This is a genomic window from Rufibacter roseus (genome assembly GCF_001647285.1).
Classification (GTDB): domain Bacteria; phylum Bacteroidota; class Bacteroidia; order Cytophagales; family Hymenobacteraceae; genus Nibribacter; species Nibribacter roseus.
On sequence record NZ_LRML01000005.1, the window covers coordinates 134124 to 153178 of the forward strand.

At 47.4% G+C, this 19055-nt stretch carries 11 protein-coding genes; 4 read left to right on the forward strand and 7 right to left on the reverse strand.

What is annotated here, in order from left to right; translation table 11 throughout:
• Positions 1–362 precede the first annotated feature (362 nt).
• Positions 363–581 (forward strand): hypothetical protein, encoded by a 219-nt coding sequence (locus A8O23_RS09030; protein ID WP_066619892.1) that lies wholly within the window; start codon positions 363–365, stop codon positions 579–581.
• A gap of 144 nt (positions 582–725) precedes the next feature.
• Here A8O23_RS09030 and A8O23_RS09035 read toward each other — a convergent pair whose 3' ends face one another.
• Positions 726–1940, reverse strand: coding sequence for an NAD(P)-dependent oxidoreductase (locus tag A8O23_RS09035; protein ID WP_066619900.1), 1215 nt, complete (start codon positions 1938–1940; stop codon positions 726–728).
• A 204-nt stretch (positions 1941–2144) separates the two neighbouring features.
• Between A8O23_RS09035 and gcvP the strand changes: the two genes are divergently transcribed.
• A complete protein-coding gene (gene gcvP / locus A8O23_RS09040) occupies positions 2145–5063 on the forward strand; it encodes an aminomethyl-transferring glycine dehydrogenase (RefSeq protein ID WP_066619902.1) in 2919 nt (972 codons plus the stop codon).
• Between the two features lie 408 nt (positions 5064–5471).
• Positions 5472–6092: a DUF4136 domain-containing protein gene (locus tag A8O23_RS09045; protein ID WP_066619904.1), complete on the forward strand. Its 621-nt coding sequence runs from the start codon at positions 5472–5474 to the stop codon at positions 6090–6092.
• Between the two features lie 767 nt (positions 6093–6859).
• Here the strand turns inward: A8O23_RS09045 and A8O23_RS09050 are convergent.
• The 5 genes from A8O23_RS09050 to A8O23_RS09070 form a co-directional block, all read right to left on the reverse strand.
• Positions 6860–8854: an OmpA family protein gene (locus A8O23_RS09050; RefSeq protein WP_066619907.1), complete on the reverse strand. Its 1995-nt coding sequence runs from the start codon at positions 8852–8854 to the stop codon at positions 6860–6862.
• A gap of 20 nt (positions 8855–8874) precedes the next feature.
• Positions 8875–9837, reverse strand: a complete 963-nt coding sequence (locus A8O23_RS09055) for a PorP/SprF family type IX secretion system membrane protein (protein WP_066619910.1) — start codon at positions 9835–9837, stop codon at positions 8875–8877.
• Positions 9838–9867: 30 nt separating this feature from the next.
• Positions 9868–15894: a DUF7507 domain-containing protein gene (locus tag A8O23_RS09060; protein ID WP_082882970.1), complete on the reverse strand. Its 6027-nt coding sequence runs from the start codon at positions 15892–15894 to the stop codon at positions 9868–9870.
• A gap of 484 nt (positions 15895–16378) precedes the next feature.
• Positions 16379–17263, reverse strand: coding sequence for a lipoyl synthase (gene lipA, locus A8O23_RS09065; RefSeq protein WP_066620425.1), 885 nt, complete (start codon positions 17261–17263; stop codon positions 16379–16381).
• Between the two features lie 69 nt (positions 17264–17332).
• Positions 17333–18094 (reverse strand): hypothetical protein, encoded by a 762-nt coding sequence (locus tag A8O23_RS09070; RefSeq protein WP_066620433.1) that lies wholly within the window; start codon positions 18092–18094, stop codon positions 17333–17335.
• Between the two features lie 72 nt (positions 18095–18166).
• Here A8O23_RS09070 and A8O23_RS09075 point away from each other — a divergent pair, with 72 nt between their 5' ends.
• Complete coding sequence (locus A8O23_RS09075) at positions 18167–18574, forward strand: OsmC family protein (protein ID WP_066619919.1); 408 nt, start codon at positions 18167–18169, stop codon at positions 18572–18574.
• Between the two features lie 132 nt (positions 18575–18706).
• Here the strand turns inward: A8O23_RS09075 and ytxJ are convergent, their stop codons facing one another.
• Positions 18707–19045, reverse strand: a complete 339-nt coding sequence (gene ytxJ / locus A8O23_RS09080) for a bacillithiol system redox-active protein YtxJ (protein ID WP_066619922.1) — start codon at positions 19043–19045, stop codon at positions 18707–18709.
• Positions 19046–19055 lie beyond the last annotated feature (10 nt).

A 19055-nucleotide genomic window follows, 5' to 3' on the forward strand; every position in this document is an offset into this window, starting at 1 on the left:
AGCAACAACTTACAAATCAATAGTAAGATTATAAATATATAATACGTATTAAATTTCAGTATTTTTACTGATAAATGAGTTATAGTCACTAATCAATAATCACACTTAATAATGAAACATTTTTTAGTTATTCAGCTAAAATGAGGCAAGTAAAATTCATAATAGATGAGGTGGTACTTTTTTGCTTGCGATGCAGAGGCTTCAACTAATACTAAAAAAACGCCAGTGAGTGTTTTTGCGGTTGACTTTACCATCAAAGAAAGAGCAACTTCAGGTTTCATCTGATTGCCATTGTAGCCAAACTTATCTTTTTCAAATGGTTGACGTATAAACATCCCAACTGAAACCAAAAAACTAAAACTATGAAAAAGTTAAGCAATGTAGCGGCGGCGGCCTTAGTAGCCGTTTCTTTTGGATTTGCCTCTTGTGACTCCAAAACCGCTAACAATATGGAAACTGAAACTGAAAACACCATTGATGATATCAGCGCCGAAGCAGATTCTCTGTCTCTTGACTCTATTGAAGTAAGAGATCAACCGGTAAATGATGGTGTTGCCGATAAAATGGAGAATAATCAATAATAATACTGTTCGTCAGAAAGCAAAAGCCCGCCGAGAGTATTTCTCGGCGGGCTTTTGCTTTCTGTAGTACTTTAAAAATATAGTCCTCTCAGCGCCTGTTTTAGGTTTATTTTCGTAAAAACAGGCCTAAAACAGTGTTTACTTTCAGCCGAAGGCGTAGTCGTGCAGGTACTGGTACCGCTCACATAGCTGCCCGTCTTTGGCAATGGTGGCACGCGCCAGTACTCCTTCTGGGTCACCGTTCACCAGGTGAGGCAACACCTTGTCTATCAGCTGTCTTCCAAAGTCGCGGGAGGCATTGCGGGGCAGTTCGCAAGGCAGGTTGTCTACCGCCATTACGGTTACATTTTTGGAATTGCTGTACGCTTCTTCCAATTCGCCGGTCCAGGGATTATAGTCATAGGCGGGTTTGTCAATAGAAGATACTCGTTTTGTGCTCGGAATAGAGCCGCCCACGTCGCAGGTTATGTCTGCAATGGTGTTGATCTTGAAATCTGGTTCCCGCATGAACTCCTCAGTAAAAAGCACTGGTGCCTGCGGGCTCCAATAGGCACAGGCCAGCAACAAATCAGTGACCTTGGCAAACTTTACAAACGTAGATTGGTACAGGTGCGGGTTCTGGTAAAAATCCTGCGAGTCCCACACGGCCACATCGGGGCGGGCGTGGTAATCAGAAGAACGGAGCTGCGTGAACACCGGCTCGGCAAATTCTTTGTATAGGTAGTCAAACACGCTCACCTGCTTCAGGCCCATGCGGGTGAGTACCTCAATGGCACCCTGCGCCACCCGCCCTCCGCCGGTTACGGCAATTTTTATGTTCGGCAGAAACTTCACTTTGAAGAATTCCTCCTGCATGTCTTCCATGTCTACACACTCGTGCGCAGGTTTCAGGTGGAAGAGATTCCATTTGCGGCCATACGTGAGCAGCCCGTTATAAGCGCCCACAATGCCCGCCCACCGTCCGAACGCCACTAACCGCTCGCCCCGCTCGTTGGTAATGGTTTCATAATCTATAAGCCTGATATTCTTTTCCAGCACCGCCCGCAGCAGCTTCTGATTGTGCGGCTGCTTTTTAATGGTGTGCGAGAAAAAGAAATAGGTTTTATTAGGGATAAGCTGCTCTACAGGCACCTCTTTCACGCCCATGAGCACATCACAGTTGCTTAAATCTTCTTTCAGCGGAATGCCTAAATCAGTGTATTCCTGGTCTGCAAAACATCGGAAAGGGCTGGGCTGCACCGCCAATCGCACACTCGGAAACGCCTGCAGCACTTCCAAGCATTTTTTAGGCGACAGAGGCACTCTTTTGTCAACAGGAACTTTTCCTTCTCGCAGGACACCAATCTTTAGTCTTTCCATGAAATTTTATAGCGTAAGTGGCTGTTTTAGGGCTGTTTTCTGAAAATTAAGTCTAAAACAGGAAAGGCTTTTTTGCCTTGTGCGCAATTTAAGAGCAATGTCTGTAATAAGTGAATTTTAACATCTACTTTTGTGTATTCTTACTATGACTAACGCTTGTTTTTAAGAGTAGATTAAAACTTTTCCTCTCAACGCTTTAGAAGCATGACCTATAAAACCAAACCTGCAGATATATTTAAGGAACGTCACAACGGGCCTGACAAAGAGCAAATACAAGAGATGCTTCAAACCATTGGAGCAAACTCACTGGACCAGTTGATTGATGAGACTGTGCCGGCGGCCATCCGCCTGAAGAAGCCTCTTAACTTGCCAGCTGCCTTAACCGAGCGTGATTTCCTGCGGAAGTTCGCTCAAATAGCCAAGCAGAACAAACTGTACAAGTCGTACATCGGGCTGGGCTACCATGATACTATTCTGCCGCCTGTTATTCAGCGTAACATCTTAGAGAACCCAGGCTGGTACACTGCTTATACTCCTTACCAAGCTGAGATTGCTCAAGGTCGTTTAGAGGCTCTGATTAACTATCAGACCCTGGTGATTGACCTAACCGGAATGGACATTGCCAATGCGTCTTTGCTGGATGAGGCTACCGCCGCCGCTGAGGCTATGAACCTTCAGTACTCCCTGCGCAAAGGCAGTCGGAAAAATGCTACCCGCTACTTTGTATCGGAGCAGGTGCTTCCGCAGACTATTGACGTGCTGGTTACCCGCGCCACTCCGCTAGGGATTGAACTGGTGATTGGCGACCACCGCACCGCTGATTTAAACGACGACACCCTCTTCGGTGCTCTGGTACAATACCCGGCTGCCGACGGCGAGGTGTTTGATTATACTGATTTCATTTCACAGGCGCACGCCCAGGAAATATTGGTAGCCGTTGCCGCTGACCTGCTAAGCTTAACTCTTCTGAAAGCCCCAGGTGAAATGGGTGCCGATGTGGTGGTTGGTTCTTCGCAGCGCTTTGGCGTACCTATGGGTTATGGCGGGCCTCACGCAGGTTTCTTCGCTACCAAAGAAGATTATAAACGTTCTATTCCAGGCCGTATCATTGGGGTGTCAGTAGATGCCAATGGCTACAAAGCCTACCGCATGGCGCTGCAGACCCGTGAACAGCACATCCGCCGCGAAAAAGCAACTTCTAACATTTGTACCGCTCAAGTATTGCTGGCTGTAATGGCAGGTATGTACGCTGTGTACCATGGTCCACGTCGTTTGAAATACATTGGCCTGAACATTCACAGTTTAGCGCAGATTTTAGAAAAAGGGCTCAAAAACGCTGGCTTTGAGCAGCTGAATGAGAACTACTTTGACACCCTTCAGATTTCTGTGGAGAGTGCCGAAATGCAGCAGGCTATCCGTCAAGAGGCTGAAGCCGCTGGCATCAATTTCCGTTATTTCGGAGAGAACAAAGTGGGCATTTCTTTGCACCAGAATACTGATTTAGGTGAGGTAAAAGAAATTTTAGCTGTTTTTGCCAAAGTAGCTGGTAAGCCAGAAGTGACGATCGAACTAGACGAGCTTCCGGAGGAAACCAACATTACCTGGCCTGAGTCCTTGATCAGAACATCAGCGTACTTGCAGCACGAAGTATTCAACAAGTACCACTCTGAGAGTGAATTGCTGCGTTACATGAAGTACCTGGAGAACAAAGATTTCTCCCTAACGCACGGCATGATACCGCTGGGCTCTTGCACTATGAAACTGAACGCCACCGCCGAAATGATTCCGGTGACTTGGCCAGAAATTGGTTCTTTACACCCATTTGCCCCTGCTGACCAAGCCAAAGGCTACGCGCAGATTTTCAAAGATCTGGAAGCTTGGCTGTGCGAGGTAACTGGATTTGCCGCTGTGTCATTACAGCCTAACTCAGGTGCCCAAGGTGAGTACGCAGGTTTGATGGTGATCAGAGCCTACCACGAAGCCCGCGGCGATCATCACCGTACCATCTCTTTGATCCCGTCTTCGGCGCACGGCACCAACCCAGCCTCTGCGGTAATGGCCGGCATGAAAGTGGTGATTGTGAAGTGCGACGAGAAAGGAAACATTGACGTAGCCGACTTAAAAGCCAAAGCGGAGCAATATAAGAATGAGCTTTCTTGCCTAATGGTGACTTATCCGTCTACCCACGGTGTGTACGAGGAAAGCATATTGGAAATCTGCGAAACAATTCACCAATACGGTGGCCGCGTGTACATGGACGGCGCCAACATGAACGCTCAGGTAGGCTTGACCTCGCCGGGTAACATAGGTGCTGACGTTTGTCACCTGAACCTGCACAAAACCTTCTGCATTCCGCACGGCGGCGGCGGACCAGGTGTAGGCCCAATTGGTGTGGTGGCTGATTTGGCTCCGTATTTACCAGGTCATGCCGTGGTAGATTTAGAAAGACCAGAAGCCATCAATGCCGTTTCTGCCGCCCCTTGGGGTAGCGCTAGCATTCTGCCAATTTCGTATGCCTACATCTCCATGATGGGCGGCGAAGGTTTGACAGAGGCTACCAAAATTGCCATTCTGAATGCCAACTACATCAAGGCTCGCTTAGAAAGTCACTACCCGGTGCTGTATGTGGGTACCAACGGCCGTTGCGCCCACGAAATGATTCTGGACTGCCGCTCCTTTAAGAAAGCAGGCGTAGAAGTAGAAGATATTGCTAAGCGTTTGATGGACTACGGCTTCCATGCCCCGACAGTATCTTTCCCAGTAGCGGGTACTTTGATGGTAGAACCAACTGAAAGCGAAAGCAAAGAAGAGCTGGATCGTTTCTGTGAGGCTATGATTTCTATCAGAGAAGAAATCAGAGAGATTGAGGAAGGCAAAGTTGATCAGAAAAACAACGTACTTAAGAACGCACCGCACCCTGCACACGTAGCCTTAGCTGATGAGTGGACCATGCCCTACAGCCGCGAGAAAGCAGTTTACCCGGTTGCATACACACGCGTTGCCAAGTTCTGGCCAACTGTTAGCCGTATAGACAGTGCCTACGGCGATAGAAACCTTATCTGTAGCTGCGCTCCGGTAGAAGCCTACAATGAGCAAGGACAGGAGATGAATGCCATTGGCTAAGAAAGCTAGCGCTTGGGAACTAGACCTTAGACATTCATTTTAATAAACAGAAACGCTGCGGAAATTCCGCAGGCGTTTCTGTTTTAGGCCTAATTTCTGAAAAACAGCTGCAAAATTGCTTTGCCATTCTAAGATGAGTTTTCATTTGCTGATTCAGTTCTTCCTATATTCATCATGTCCTTTACAATATTCAATTGTACCCGATTTATAAGTGGATTTAGCCCATCCGTCCATCCCGATAAATTAAATATTTCCTAACCTAAACCTTTACCTTAGGCACAATTATTGTGTTTAAATTGTATAATAAACATAAGCCTGAGTTAGCTAACAGAGTAGTTTAGAGCTACTGCTTGTTTACAATAGCATCTGGCTTTATGGTTTTACTAATGTTTTAAACAAGACAAATACATGAGACAATCAAGCAGATTATTAAAGTCTATGTTAGGGTTGGCGATGGTGGTGTTGGTGATGGGCTTTACTGGCTGCGCCCCTACTTTTAACGTCAGCACCGATTATGACAAGGCAACCAATTTCCAGCAGTACCAAACCTGGAGCTGGTATCAAGACCAACCTGTCGCTAAAAGCGATTCTACCCGCCGGTACAGCACGTTTCTGGATAAACGAATAAAGACTGCTGTTGAAAATGAAATGGCCCGTAGAGGCTTCACCAAAGCAGACTCCAGAAAAGAAGCTGATATGCTGTTGGCCTATGATGTGAGTATTGAAAGCATGCAGGAAGTTAGACCAGATTATATGACCATCCCTTCTATTGGTTTCGGTTACTGGTATGGGTACCGTTATGCGTATAGGTACAACCGCTTGTATAACAACACCACGGTACGCGAATATCAAGAAGGAACTATTATTCTGGATATTGTAGACACCAAGTCGAATGAGTTGGTGTGGCGCGGAACCGGACAAACCACGGGCGGCGAGAAAGCCTTGACCCAGGAGAAGGTTCAGGAGATTGTAACGCAAATTTTAGCTAAGTATCCTCCTCAGAACACAGGAGTCACCGCTAGCCGTTAATACGCTTAGTATTGAAGAGCCCTAAAAATTTAGGGCTCTTTTTTTTGTTCCTGCTGATTACGTATTTCTGATACTCCCCCTTTGAAGGGGGCGAAGGGGGATGTTTACTCCAGCAGATCCACGCGTTTCTGATCTTACTCTTTTGCGGTCATCCTGAGCCTGCCGAAGGATCTAACGAAGACTATTACTCCTACCAGAGATTTTGCCTACTACTTCCGCTTTACCCTCCGCCGTTGTTGTGTGTTCTCTCCAACAACTTCAATGCTGTTTCTCCCACAACTGCTTTTGCCTTATTTCTACCTGCCTCGCTTCCTGCTTAGGTTTGTCACTTTTCTCCTTGATGAGAAAAGTAACCAAAAGAATCAAAAAGCCCTTAAACTCGCTGCCGCTCAAACAGTAAGGGCTTCATTAAATTTACCACCTGGCCACCGTGCGCTGTTCCATAGCTTCTGTGGCTACTACTAAATTGAACCTGCGTCTCGTGCTCCCGCTAAGCGCCTGCGTGCCCTTGGCACTGCGTTGCCCGCTCCCGCAGGAAGAGCTAAGGAGGGGTGGTGTCTTTCTTTGTTATTAGATGACTCAGGACTTATTAGAGAGGGCTGGGTTCTTTTATGTAGAGAAGCTCACAAAAAAGGCTATTGACGCCTAAAGCTTTACTCTCAATTCTTTTGCGCATTCTTGTTTTCGCCCTCCTTTCTAGAAAATAGGCTAAAAACGAAAAGCCGCCCTAGGTGGGCGGCTCTTCTATATCCATTAGGTGCTGAGAATTACTTGATGGTAAACTCTGTACGTCGGTTCATTTGGTGTTGATCTTCGGTACATTCTACCCCATCAGAACATCCATTCACTAAACGCGTTTCACCGTAGCCTCGCCAGGTTAATCTGTTTCTAGGTATGCCCTGTTTCACCAGATACTCTACAGCGGCCTGGGCTCTGCGCTCAGATAAAAGCTGGTTGTAGCCATGGCCTTCGCGGCTGTCAGTGTGAGAGGCTAGTTCAATTTTGATAGATGGGTTATCCTTGAGCATCCGCACGAGTTTGTCTAGTTCTGCGGCGGCATCTGGCCGAATATTCCACTTGTCTAAATCATAGTAGATTTTCTCAATGGCAATGGTGGTATTAATGGCGCTCTTATCAAAAATGAGCGTTACCCGGGTAGTATCTGCCAATGAGGTGGTGTCAATTTTTACAGTGGCGGTTTGTCTTAAGTAGCCAAGTTTGTCACCAGACAACTCATAGGTTCTGCCTTTCATGACCCCGTAGTTGTATTCACCGTTGGCATTGGTGAAGGCAAAGATAGAGTCTGTAGAATTTTGCACAGCTAAGCCCAATCTAACATCAGACAGAGGCTGGGTCACACTACGTTTGCCAGGAGTCTGCACGCGCTCTAAGGTAGTAACAAGTAAAACTGCGTTGCTCAACAACTTGAAGCTGTAAATATCATCAGTACCGTTGTTGCTTTCGCGGTTTGAGGAAAAGTAGCCCACTTGCTCACCTTGCTCATTGAGCATAAAAGTCATCCCAAAATCGTCTTTAGGCGAATTAAGTGGCATGCGCATATTCTCTGGCTTAGACCAGGTAGTACGGCTACCGCGGGTGCGGAAGACATCTAAACCACCAAAACCTAAATGCGTGTCTGAGGAGAAGTACAGGAAGCCATCGTTGTCAAAAGCCGGGAACATTTCTTTACCGGCTGTGTTTATGGTTGGGCCTGCGTTCATAGGCTGTCCCCAACTGCCGTCTGGCTGTCGCTCTGAGTAGTAAATGTCGGTTTGGCCCTGTCCGCCTGGTTTATCTGACACAAAATACAGCACCTGCCCGTCTGGCGAAATAGCTGGGTGTCCTACATTGTACTCGCTTACTTTATTGTATTCAAATGGTTTTACATCTGTCCAATTAGAGCCATCGCGGCGGGCTGAAAAAATCTCTAAACGGTTAATGTATTCATTTGTCATTGGCTTTTTCACCCAGCTGGTAGGGTCAACATTCACATTCTTCTGCTTTACCAACACCATGTTGGTACGGGTAAAGTAAATGGTGTTGTTGGCGCTATCCATTACGGCGGGGCCATCATGGTAGATGTTGTTTAAGGTAGCATCTACAATGGTGGGAACTTGCCAGGTACTGTCTTCATTGCGCTGGGCATAGAACATTTGCAGATAGGGCCTGCCGGTCCAGCCATACTGCCCCGGATCTTTTATTTTATCATCCTGGTTCGCAGGAGATCCGCCACGGTCAGAAGTAAAAAGAATACCATCTTCATATATGGTTGGGCTAAAATCTGCGTTGGCAGAGTTGATCACCGTCTCATTCACCACAATGGCTGAGGGTGGCTCTTCCATTAGTTTCATGGCAAAGTCTATGGCTTGTGCCCTTGCGTTAGCCTGCGCCGCCTGAGCCGGCGCTTTCATGGCATAGTTCTGGAACTGGGTTTTGGCCTCAAAATACTTTCCGTTGCTTTGTAACGCCTCAGCATAGTAAAAGATGTTAATTGGGTCCGCTTCTGGCATGGCCACTACTCTGGCGTACCACTCTTCGGCTTTCACCGTTTGCCCCGTGAGACGATAAGAGTCTGCCAGGCGCTGTGCCCCTTTCAGTTTTGGTTCTTTTCCATTGAAGGCCTCCTGGTATTCTTCAATGGCCAGCATGTAGTCAAAATTCTCATAGTGATAGTCTGCCTTGCGGGTGGTCTGGCAGCCTTCTATTATAAAACTGCCTATCAAAAGAATAGCCAGAATATAAGATTTGTATGTGTAGCGCATAGGTTCTTCTGATGTTTATGTTAGAAATACCGCGGGGTTACCATCTTCGTTTCCTGCTTACGCAGGAAGGTGTAGCCAACAGATATCTCATGAGTACTCAAGTCACTGAGGGTATTGTGCAGGGTAAAGTCATAGGCATAGCCCAGCCGGAACCTTGGAGTTATATAAATGTCAGTCATAACCGCAATGGCATCTCTGTGGCTTAAGCCTTTGCCTTCAAAATCATTTTTGAAGATGTTGATTCCGGTACGGTACGAGGTTCCGAGCCAGATACGCTCTTTAAACAGAAAGAAGAAGTTGAAGTCTACGTTAGAAGGACCGTCAAAATTGTCTTTCAGCATAAAGCTGGGTTTGAACTTGACATTCTCGCCTATATCTGCCACGTAACCAGCGGTAAAGAAGTAGTGTCTTTCTGGGTCATAGTTGATGTCTCTGTCTATGCCCAAAAGGTCAGTAACCGACACCCCTGCGTAAAAGCGCTCAGTATGGTAGAAAACCCCCAAATTCAAGTTTGGGCTCCAGGTTCTCTCTTTCAGAGCATTGATCACCGCTGGGTCGTCTGGTCTATTTGGATCGCTGCCGGTTACCAGCTTACTGCCATCTACCGCAAAGTGAGACATACCCGCTGCCAACCCGACACTAATTACACTGCTGGCGCTTAATGGCAGTTTAACAGAGGCATCAATGGTTACGTTTTTACGGTTCTGCGCTCCAATCTCATCGCGGGTAGCATGGAAACCCAGCCCTATACTTCTGCTACGGGTAAGGCCATCTAAACTGAAGGTCTGTGTGTTAGGAGATCCTGCCAAGTCAGTCCACTGGGTGCGGTGGAAAGCGTTCATGGTCAGGTTTTCCTTTACTCCCGCATAAGCAGGGTTGATCACCAATTGATTAAATATATATTGGGTGTACTGTGGCCGATGCTGGGCCCAGAGACTTCCGGAAGCCAGCATCGTCATGATCAGTATTAAACTTCTTTTCATGTTATTGATAATTAATGTTACACTCAGCAATTAGCGAACTACTTGTACCCAACCTCTGTAGGTTTGCTCCTGTCCGTTACAGCCCCTTACTCTTAATACATAGAAGTAAGTAGCTTCTTCCAGACCATTAGCCGCCCAAGTGTTACGGTAGCTACGGGTTCTGAATACTTCATTACCCCAGCGGTTGTAGATGAACAGATCGTTGTCTGGGAACTTCAACAGGTTCTCAATTACCCAAGTGTCGTTCACGCCGTCTCCGTTAGGGCTAAACACTGTCGGGAAGAACAGCTCACTGTTTCCATCTGCCGCATTGATTTCAACAGAGGCAGTAGCGCTTCCGCAACCACCGTTGCTGGCCACCACCGTCAGTGTTCCGGCAGCATTTGGTGAACTAGCCTGCAGAGTGACAGAGGTTCCTGTGGCAGTGGTTCCACCACCAGTGAATGTGAAGCCCGCTGGTGCGGTCCAGGTGTAGGTAACTCCAGCTTCAGGAGACATGATAGAGTAATCTAGTCCTCTACATGGTCCGGTGTTGTCCATAATTTCCGGAGTGGCAGGCGTAGCACCAGGCGTGATAGTTGCCGTAGTTGAAGCAGCACTCTGCCCACAAGTATTATTAGCGGTGACAGACACAGTTCCGGCAGTAGAACTTGGTATTACTGTTACAGTAGCCCCAGTATTATCTCCCTGGAAAGTCCAGCCTTGTGGCAAGGTCCAGGTGTAGCTGGTGGCGCCTGTTACCGGAGTCACACTAAGCGTGACAGCTACGCCTGAGCAGTATTGGTCAGTAGACGCTGTGATGGCACCAGGTGCATCAGGTATTCTATTCACAGTCAACGAAGCAGTAGACGGTACGCTGTTAGAGCAATTACTGTTAGGGTTTACTGCTATAAATGAGAGGTTGTAAGTACCTGCCGGCACATTTGATCCTACTTGCAGGGTTATAGTGTTACCGCCGCCAGATACTCTTGTGACCCCAGCCGGAAGACCAGTTACCTCAAAGGTGGTTACTCCAGCAATTGGCGCAATAGAGAAGGTGGCATTATTACCCGCACACACAGAGGTGTTGCCTACTATTGGAGTCGTTGGCCGCACGCAAGTGTTTTCAGTATCAGTGTTATCATCTTCATCCGGATCATCTTCGTTTCCATCAACCACGGCGGTGTTTGCAATTCTACCTGCCATGGTAGTGGTAGCGGTAATGGTCAACTCTCTGAACTCTCCATTTAGAAGATTACCTATGGTCCATACACCGGTGGAGTTATTGTAGGCATCAGCTGGTGCCGCACTTACAAACTGCAAGCCGTTTGGCAGCACGTCTGTCACAGTTACCCCAGTAGCATCACCAGGGCCGGCATTCTCGGCGCGTAGGATGTAGGTAATGTTTTCACCTAATGTCACCTCACTTTCGTCAGCAGACTTTGTGATTGATAAGTTGGCCAAACCTCCACCAGCACCTACTATAGTGATCACAGTAGAAGAGTTATTCTGAGGTTGGTTATCAGCTTCATTGCCAGTAACAGTGGCGGTGTTTACAATTGTACCGGCAGATGTGATCGTTCCATTCACCGTCATCACCACCATTTGCCCCGGAGCCAGATTACCTATAGTCCATACGCCCGTAGCCATGTTGTAAGACCCTCTTGAAACGGCTGGTTGGCCATTGATCGTTACCTGCGCCGTAGGCAGTATGTCTAGTACCATCACGCCAGTGGCAGTGTTTGGTCCATTGTTACGAGCTGTTACCGTATAGCGCAAGGCATCTCCTACGGCAGCCATCGTTTTATCTACTGTCTTTACTACTTGTAGATCAGTAGCCATTCCTGGATCAACGTCTTCACCGCTGATGATGGTAATTACAGTAGAAGTATTATTTTCCGGCCGCTCATCTACCTGGTTTCCGGAGATAACTGCGGTATTGATGATAGAGCCACTGGTAGCAGTGATAGTACCTGTGACAATCATTATCGCACTTTGTCCTACTTCCAGGTTTCCGATGGACCATATTCCAGTTGTGGCATTGTAAGAACCAGTAGTTACTCTTGGCTGTCCATCAATGTCTAACTGCGCAACGGGTAATATATCTGTTACCATTACACCGGTTGCCGCATTTGGCCCCGCGTTTCTGGCAGTTATTGTGTAGGTAAGTGTCTGGCCAGTTGTGGCACGGGTTTTATCAACGGTCTTCACCACTTGCAGATCAGCAAGGCTTCCTCCTCCGGCTCCAGTACCAACTACTGTTACCACAGTTGCCGTATTGTTGCCTGGGTTTTGATCAGCCTCATTTCCGCCAATAGTAGCAGTGTTCACAATAGTTCCGGTGGCGGTAATGGTACCAGCTACAGTCATGGTCACTTCTTGGCCGCTGGCAAGATTACCAATGTTCCAGATTCCGGTACTCATGTTATAAGAGCCGGTAGACACATTTGGCTGTCCGCTGATGTTTAGCTGGTCAACTGGCAACCTATCACGAACAATTACTCCGGTGGCATTAGCTGGTCCGTTGTTACGGGCAGTAATTACATAGAACAACGGCTGCCCAACAGTGGCTCGGGTTTTATCAACAGTCTTAGTTATCTGCAAGTCAGCTAAAACTCCAGGGCCACCATCTCTGTCAACAATTGTGATAACGGTAGAGGTGTTGTTCTGTGGCTGCGGATCCGCCTCATCCCCTCTTACAATGGCTGTGTTCACAATAGTACCAGCCGAAGTAATTGTTCCAGTCACGGTGAAAGTGGCTGTTGAGCCGGTAGCTAAGTTACCTACTGTCCATATACCCGTGACTCTGTTGTAGGTACCACCTCCAGAGATGGTAGGCGTGCCGAAATTAGCTTGCATATCTGGCAGCACATCTATCACCAGCACGTTGGTTGCTGCGTTAGGGCCGTTGTTGCGCACCGTCACCGTGTAGGTAAGCGGGTCGCCAACACTCGCGCGGGTTTTGTCAACCGTTTTAACTACCTGCAGGTCAGTGGCATTAGCAGGGTTAGGATCTGTACCGTCTGTAATTACTGTGATGACCGTTGAGGTATTGTTCTCAGGACGCTCATCTTGTTGATCACCGTCAATCACAGCAGTGTTGACAATGTTACCGCTGTTAGCTGTCACAGTACCTGTAATTGTAAAGGTAGCAGTGGCACCAACGCCTAAGTTTCCTATGGTCCACACACCGGTAGAGGCATCAAAGGTGCCGTTTGAAACTGTAGCCGTTCCAAAGTTCACCATACCAGTAGGCAGAGCATCTGTTACTGTGACGCCAGTGGCCGCATTGGGACCTATGTTGCGAGCTGTTACAGTATAAGTAATTGTCTGCCCAGTGGCTACGCGGCTCTTATCTACCGTCTTCACCACTTGCAGATCAGTACCGCCGTCTCCAGGGCCACCAGTACCAGGCCCAACTACCGTTATAACGGTTGAAGTGTTGTTGCCCGGTTGCTGGTCTGCTTCATTACCGCCAACAGTGGCAGTATTGACAATAGTACCGGTAGCTGTAATTGTACCCATCATCATAAAGGTGGCAGACTGTCCACTGGCAAGATTACCAATGTTCCAGATTCCGGTAGACATGTTATAAGTGCCAGTAGAAACCACAGGTTGCATGGCAAAATTGACTTGACCACTTGGCAGCCTGTCTACTAATATAACTCCGGTGGCATTTGCCGGTCCGTTGTTTGTAACAGTAATGTTATAGGTAAGAGGGTCACCTACATTCGCGCGGGTTTTATCTACCGTTTTAACCACCTGTAGATCTGCCAGCACACCTGGCTCTTGGTTATCTCCATCTACAATAGTGATAACGGTAGAGGTATTGTTCTGCGGCTGCGGATCAGCTTCGTTGCCTCGTACTACGGCGGTGTTCACAATAGTACCTGCCGCCGTTATGGTGCCCGTTACAGTGAAAGTAGCGGTAGCGCCTGCTGCCAGATCACCCACTACCCACACGCCGGTGGCAGGGTTGTATGTATCACCGGACGGGATGGTAGGTGTTCCAAAGTTCACCTGCGCCACCGGTAGCACGTCAACTACCAGCACGTTGGTGGCCGCGTTAGGCCCGTTGTTGCGCACAGTAACAGTGTAAGTCAGCGGATCACCCACCATGGCGCGGGTGCGGTCTACTGTCTTCACTACTTGTAAATCAGTGGCGGCGTTTGGATCTGGTTCGTCAGGGTTAGTTCCGTCTGGTACTATTATAGTGATGACGGTAGAAGTATTGTTCTCCGGCCGCTCATCATCCTGATCTCCGTCTATCACGGCTGTATTGACAAAATTGCCACTTGTGGCGGTGATAGTACCCGTTACAGTAAAGGTAGCGGCAGCTCCAGCTGCCAACTCACCAATTGCCCAGACACCAGTTGCGGCATTATAGCTGCCATTTGATACTGTAGCCGTTCCAAAGTTTACCATACCGCTTGGCAGCACGTCGGTTACCGTTACTCCGGTAGCAGCTGCTGGTCCAGCGTTGCGGGCCGTGACAGTATAAGTTATGGTTTGGCCAGGGTTAGCTCGGCTCCGATCAACAGATTTTGTCACCTGCAGGTCGGCTAAATTATCTCCGCCGCCACCACCGGTGCCAGGTACAACTGTTACCACTGTTGATGTATTGTTGCCGGGCTGCTGGTCAGCCTCATTGCCTCTCACGGTTGCCGTGTTTACAATAGTACCGGTGGAAGTGATAGTGCCTGAAATAGTAAATGTGGCAGTAGCACCGCTATTCAGGTCCCCTACCGTCCAAATACCAGTGGACATATCATACGATCCGGAGGAAACGGTAGCTTCACCGTCAAAATTAACTTGACCTACAGGAAGAATGTCTCTCACGAAAACACCCGTAGCGTTTTGTGGCCCGTTGTTTTGTACAGTGATGTTGTAAGTCAACCGATCGCCTACGTTTGCGCGGGTCTTGTCTACAGTTTTAACCACCTGCAGATCAGTCACTACCGCTGGAACATCTATCGGCTCCTCGTCTTCATCATCATCTTCGTCTGGGTCAGGCTGATCTGCTATTACTGTTACGCGGTTACGAATATCGGTTCCGGAAGCCAACACACGGGCTCTGATTCTAATAGTAGCAGTTTGGCCAAAATCAAGATCACCAATGAAGAAAACGCCAGTGCTGGCGTCATAAGGGAAATTAGCAGCCACACCATCTAAAGTAGAGGTGTAGTCAATAAAGGCAACCTCATCTGGGAATGTTTCCCTGACCTGCACACCGGTTGCATTATCTGGGCCTTGGTTACGAACAGTAATGGTATAAGTAACGGTGTCGCCAATGGCTACCACTGATCTGTCAACTGTTTTGGTAATTGCCAGGTCAGTTTCAACAATGGTAGGAAGAAATATAGTGTTGTTGTTTAGAAACACATCCCCATTAAGGGAAAGCAGGCGTCCTTCATGCGTAGTGCCTTCACTTAGGGTAATGTCATTCTGAACCAGCATATTCCCCTTCAAGGCCGCAGAAGTACCAACTAATTGACCGTTGGCGTCAACTATGTTTCCTGCAATTTGAAAGAAGATGTTTTTAGGCTGCGCTCCATTTTGCACAGACATAACAGAACCGTCTTCTACCCTGAAGTCGCCATTAACTTGGAAAATGAAAACGCTGTTCGGGTTCCCTCTTCCATCTAGGCGCAGCTGGCCTCTTAATAGAGCGTCACCATCAAAACGATAAACGCCTGGCCCCAAGACAGTACCCAAGACAGCTTCTGGCGTTTGCGCAAAGCCTTTGCCTAATTGCTGACCAGTAAGATTTTGTGTTGGGGTTTGTGCCGCAAGCGCATTGTACGCATTCTGCGCATCTGCATCTGCTGCTTTGGGCTCTATGCCACCTCTACTAGTTTCTCCAAGTACAATGCCTGGCGGAAAGCCAATGATGGTACTTAAATCTTCAGATGTACCCAAATCTGCGTAAACCAGCGTGCTCCCCACGTTGGTGACCGAAGTACTACCCAACACCGCGAACTCCTGGGCTGCTCCAAGGTTAGGGGCAGTTTGGGCTTGTGCTTTTGGTGAAAATGCGATAGCAAACATTGCTGCTATCAAGTGTAAAATTTTCTTCATGCGACCACGTAACAATTATTATCAGATAACTCAAATCTTATATAGTCATATTAGAATATGAGCTCCTTCGTGTACTCGCTTCTTTTGCAAAAGTTACGGCGTATAAAAAAGATGCAAATACCTCTGTTTACACCCGTTCAAATTCTTCATTTTCAGCATGAATAAAGAATAACTATTCCCCGCTTAATTACACCCCTTAAATATTTTATTTAATTAAAAATCAATACATTACATTAATTTTGATAAGTATTCTTAAGAAGAACAGCAGCATAATACCTGCTACAGGACAGTAAACAAGGAATTACAACTCTTGAATATTAAAATATACAGATATATTAAGTACAAAAAAATACAACTGTATTCTTTGAACTTTTATAAATACCACAAGGAGAAACAAGCTTTGAATAATGCAAGACGCCTTAAACGAAAAAAGCCCTGCAAGGTTGCAAGGCTTTTTTCATCTGTTTTGGATAAATATAGAAAACTATACGTGCACGTGGCGCTCAGCATGGTAAGAAGAGCGAACCAAAGGCCCAGACTCCACATACTTAAGCCCCCGGCGCAAACCTTCTTCACGGTAGTGGTCAAATAAATCTGGGTGAATAAACTCAGCTACCTCCAAGTGCATTTTGGTAGGCTGCAGGTATTGGCCTAAGGTAAGAATGTCTAAGCCATTAGCGGCTAAATCATCCATAGCCTCATATACTTGCTCTTTGGTTTCACCTAAGCCTAACATGATACCAGTTTTGGTGCGCTTGCCGTACTCCTTTATGCGTCTGATTTGCTCAAGGCTTCTGTCATACTTTGCCTGTGGCCGTACCTGACGGTAAAGGCTTTTCACGGTCTCTACGTTGTGAGAAACCACCTCCTGCCCTGCAGAAATCATTACCTCCAATGCTTCCCAATTCGCTTTTACATCCGGAATAAGGGTTTCAATGGTAGTCTCTGGCGACAAATTCTTGATTTGAACAATGGTCTCATGCCAAACGCTGGCCCCACGGTCTTTCAATTCATCGCGGTTCACTGAAGTGATAACGGCATGCTTCACGCCCATTAGCTGAATGGCCTCGGCTACACGGCGGGGCTCATCTAAATCATATTCATTGGGGCGGCCGGTGGCTACGGCACAGAAAGAGCAGGAACGGGTACATACATTGCCTAAAATCATGAAGGTGGCGGTACCGGCTCCCCAGCACTCGCCCATGTTAGGGCAATTTCCGCTTTCGCAGATAGTATGCAACTTGTAAGTATCCACCAGCTGACGAACTTTTGCGTATTCTTTGCCTACAGGCAACTTTACACGCAGCCAGTCTGGCTTACGGTTTTTGGTTTGAGCTTCTGCTGGTTGTATAACCGGCAATGCTATCAATTGATCCATGGCACAAAGGTACTAAGAGAGTAGCGGATAGACAACAAACACTCTTGTGTCCAGGAATGTTCAACGGCGACGGCCGTAGTAGAGCGTAAGATAAACGGAGGTAAAACTACTGCTGTTGGTAGCCTGAGGAATAATAACAATGTCACTGGTAAAGGCTTCATACATTAAACCTACCTCTATACCGGTCACACTTTCCATGTAGCGGCCGTACTCAAAGCTTACCCCTGCTTTTATGTTGCCTCCAAACTTTAGGGTAGGCTCAGCCAGACCTGTAAAAACCCCAGAGCTCCCTACAATCCGATAATCTGGTTGCGTGTGCACACTAGGGTCATATTGCTCAGTTCTTACATCAGGAGGACCCAGCGGATTGCCATTATTATCATAGCGGGTATAGTCATACTGAATGTAATAGGGCGCCAGAAAGCCTATAGAAGGGCCGGCGGCCACTAAGCCGTTTACCTGCACTCCAGACTCTGCCGCTTTACGGAAGAAGGTGTACTCACGTCCGTACTGAGGCCTTAACACGAACAAGTAGTTGCTTTTCCCCACCACAAAAGAGGCTCCAGTATAATGGTTCTGCCATCTGGTTTCTTTCGGGTGCTTCACCTCAACTCCTTCCAGGGCCCAAAAGTGATACCATTTGTTTTGCAGGTGGTAGACCTGCTTGATCATGGCTCCGCCCAATAGACCGCCGTTGGTGTTAAAGTTTAACCCGTACGTAAACTCACGGGTATAGCCTTCCTCTTCCTCCAGAACCTGGCCAAAAGCCAACCCGGCAGGTAAAGTGCAAGTCAGAAGTAGTATGAGTAAAATTTTACGCACGTTGCTATAGGCTATGTTTTGTATAAAAGTAAGTAACTTTACAGGCACCTCCAAATACTTAAAAATAAGACAATGAGTTCAATGATGCTCCGCTATACCGGCCAATTGCGCACCCAGGGCACCCATTTGGCATCTGGCAACACCGTAGTAACCGACGCCCCCGTTGACAACAATGGTCGGGGAGAAGCCTACTCACCCACAGATTTAGTCTGCAGCGCCCTGGGCAGCTGCATGATGACCATTATGGGCATTGTAGCAGACCGTAACGCCATTGACTTAACCGACATGACCATGGCCATCACCAAACGGATGGCTGCCGAACCACGTCGCATCTCAGAAATTGTGCTGGAGGTGCAAATGCCCGCCCGCCAGTTCTCTGACAAGGAGAGGTCTATGCTGGAAAATGCCGCCCGCACTTGCCCGGTAGCCCTAAGCCTTCACCCTGATATTCAGCAAACCCTTCTGTTTCACTACGCTTAGCGGCTTCTCCAGAACGTTAGTTCTCCTTGATATTATATACAAGCTGCCGTTTTAGGGCTAATTTTCTTAAATTAACCCTAAAACGGCAGCTTTGTTTCTCTTTTCTACTACTTCTTCCTTTTACACGGTAAGTTAGGCCGCTACTTTCTTTACTTCTTGCAGGTTTATACCCAAGTGCGAGGCATTGTACTGGCACTGCCCGTCTTTGATCAGCAACAACTGCGGTGACTCATGGCGCACCCCAAACACATTGGCAATTTCATTTGAAACGGGTCTGAAAGATAGCAAATCAAGATAATAAGCTTTTACCTGGTCTAAGCCCGCATCAGCCCATTGGCGCTCCAATCTGCTTTTGGCTGTTGCGCTGATTGAACAGCTGGTACTATGTTTAAAGATAATGATAGGTCTTTCTTTAGACTCTTCTCTTATTTGTTCTAACTGGTCTGTACTGTTTAATGAATGCCACTGCATGTTTTTCAAG

Coding starts and splice junctions, on each gene's coding strand:
- A8O23_RS09045 (WP_066619904.1), top strand. CDS start 5,472: ATGAGACAATCAAGCAGATTATTAAAGTCTATGTTAGGGTTGGCGATG.
- A8O23_RS09035 (WP_066619900.1), bottom strand. CDS start 1,940: ATGGAAAGACTAAAGATTGGTGTCCTGCGAGAAGGAAAAGTTCCTGTT.
- A8O23_RS09055 (WP_066619910.1), bottom strand. CDS start 9,837: ATGAAAAGAAGTTTAATACTGATCATGACGATGCTGGCTTCCGGAAGT.
- ytxJ (WP_066619922.1), bottom strand. CDS start 19,045: ATGCAGTGGCATTCATTAAACAGTACAGACCAGTTAGAACAAATAAGA.
- A8O23_RS09050 (WP_066619907.1), bottom strand. CDS start 8,854: ATGCGCTACACATACAAATCTTATATTCTGGCTATTCTTTTGATAGGC.
- A8O23_RS09030 (WP_066619892.1), top strand. CDS start 363: ATGAAAAAGTTAAGCAATGTAGCGGCGGCGGCCTTAGTAGCCGTTTCT.
- A8O23_RS09060 (WP_082882970.1), bottom strand. CDS start 15,894: ATGAAGAAAATTTTACACTTGATAGCAGCAATGTTTGCTATCGCATTT.
- gcvP (WP_066619902.1), top strand. CDS start 2,145: ATGACCTATAAAACCAAACCTGCAGATATATTTAAGGAACGTCACAAC.
- A8O23_RS09075 (WP_066619919.1), top strand. CDS start 18,167: ATGAGTTCAATGATGCTCCGCTATACCGGCCAATTGCGCACCCAGGGC.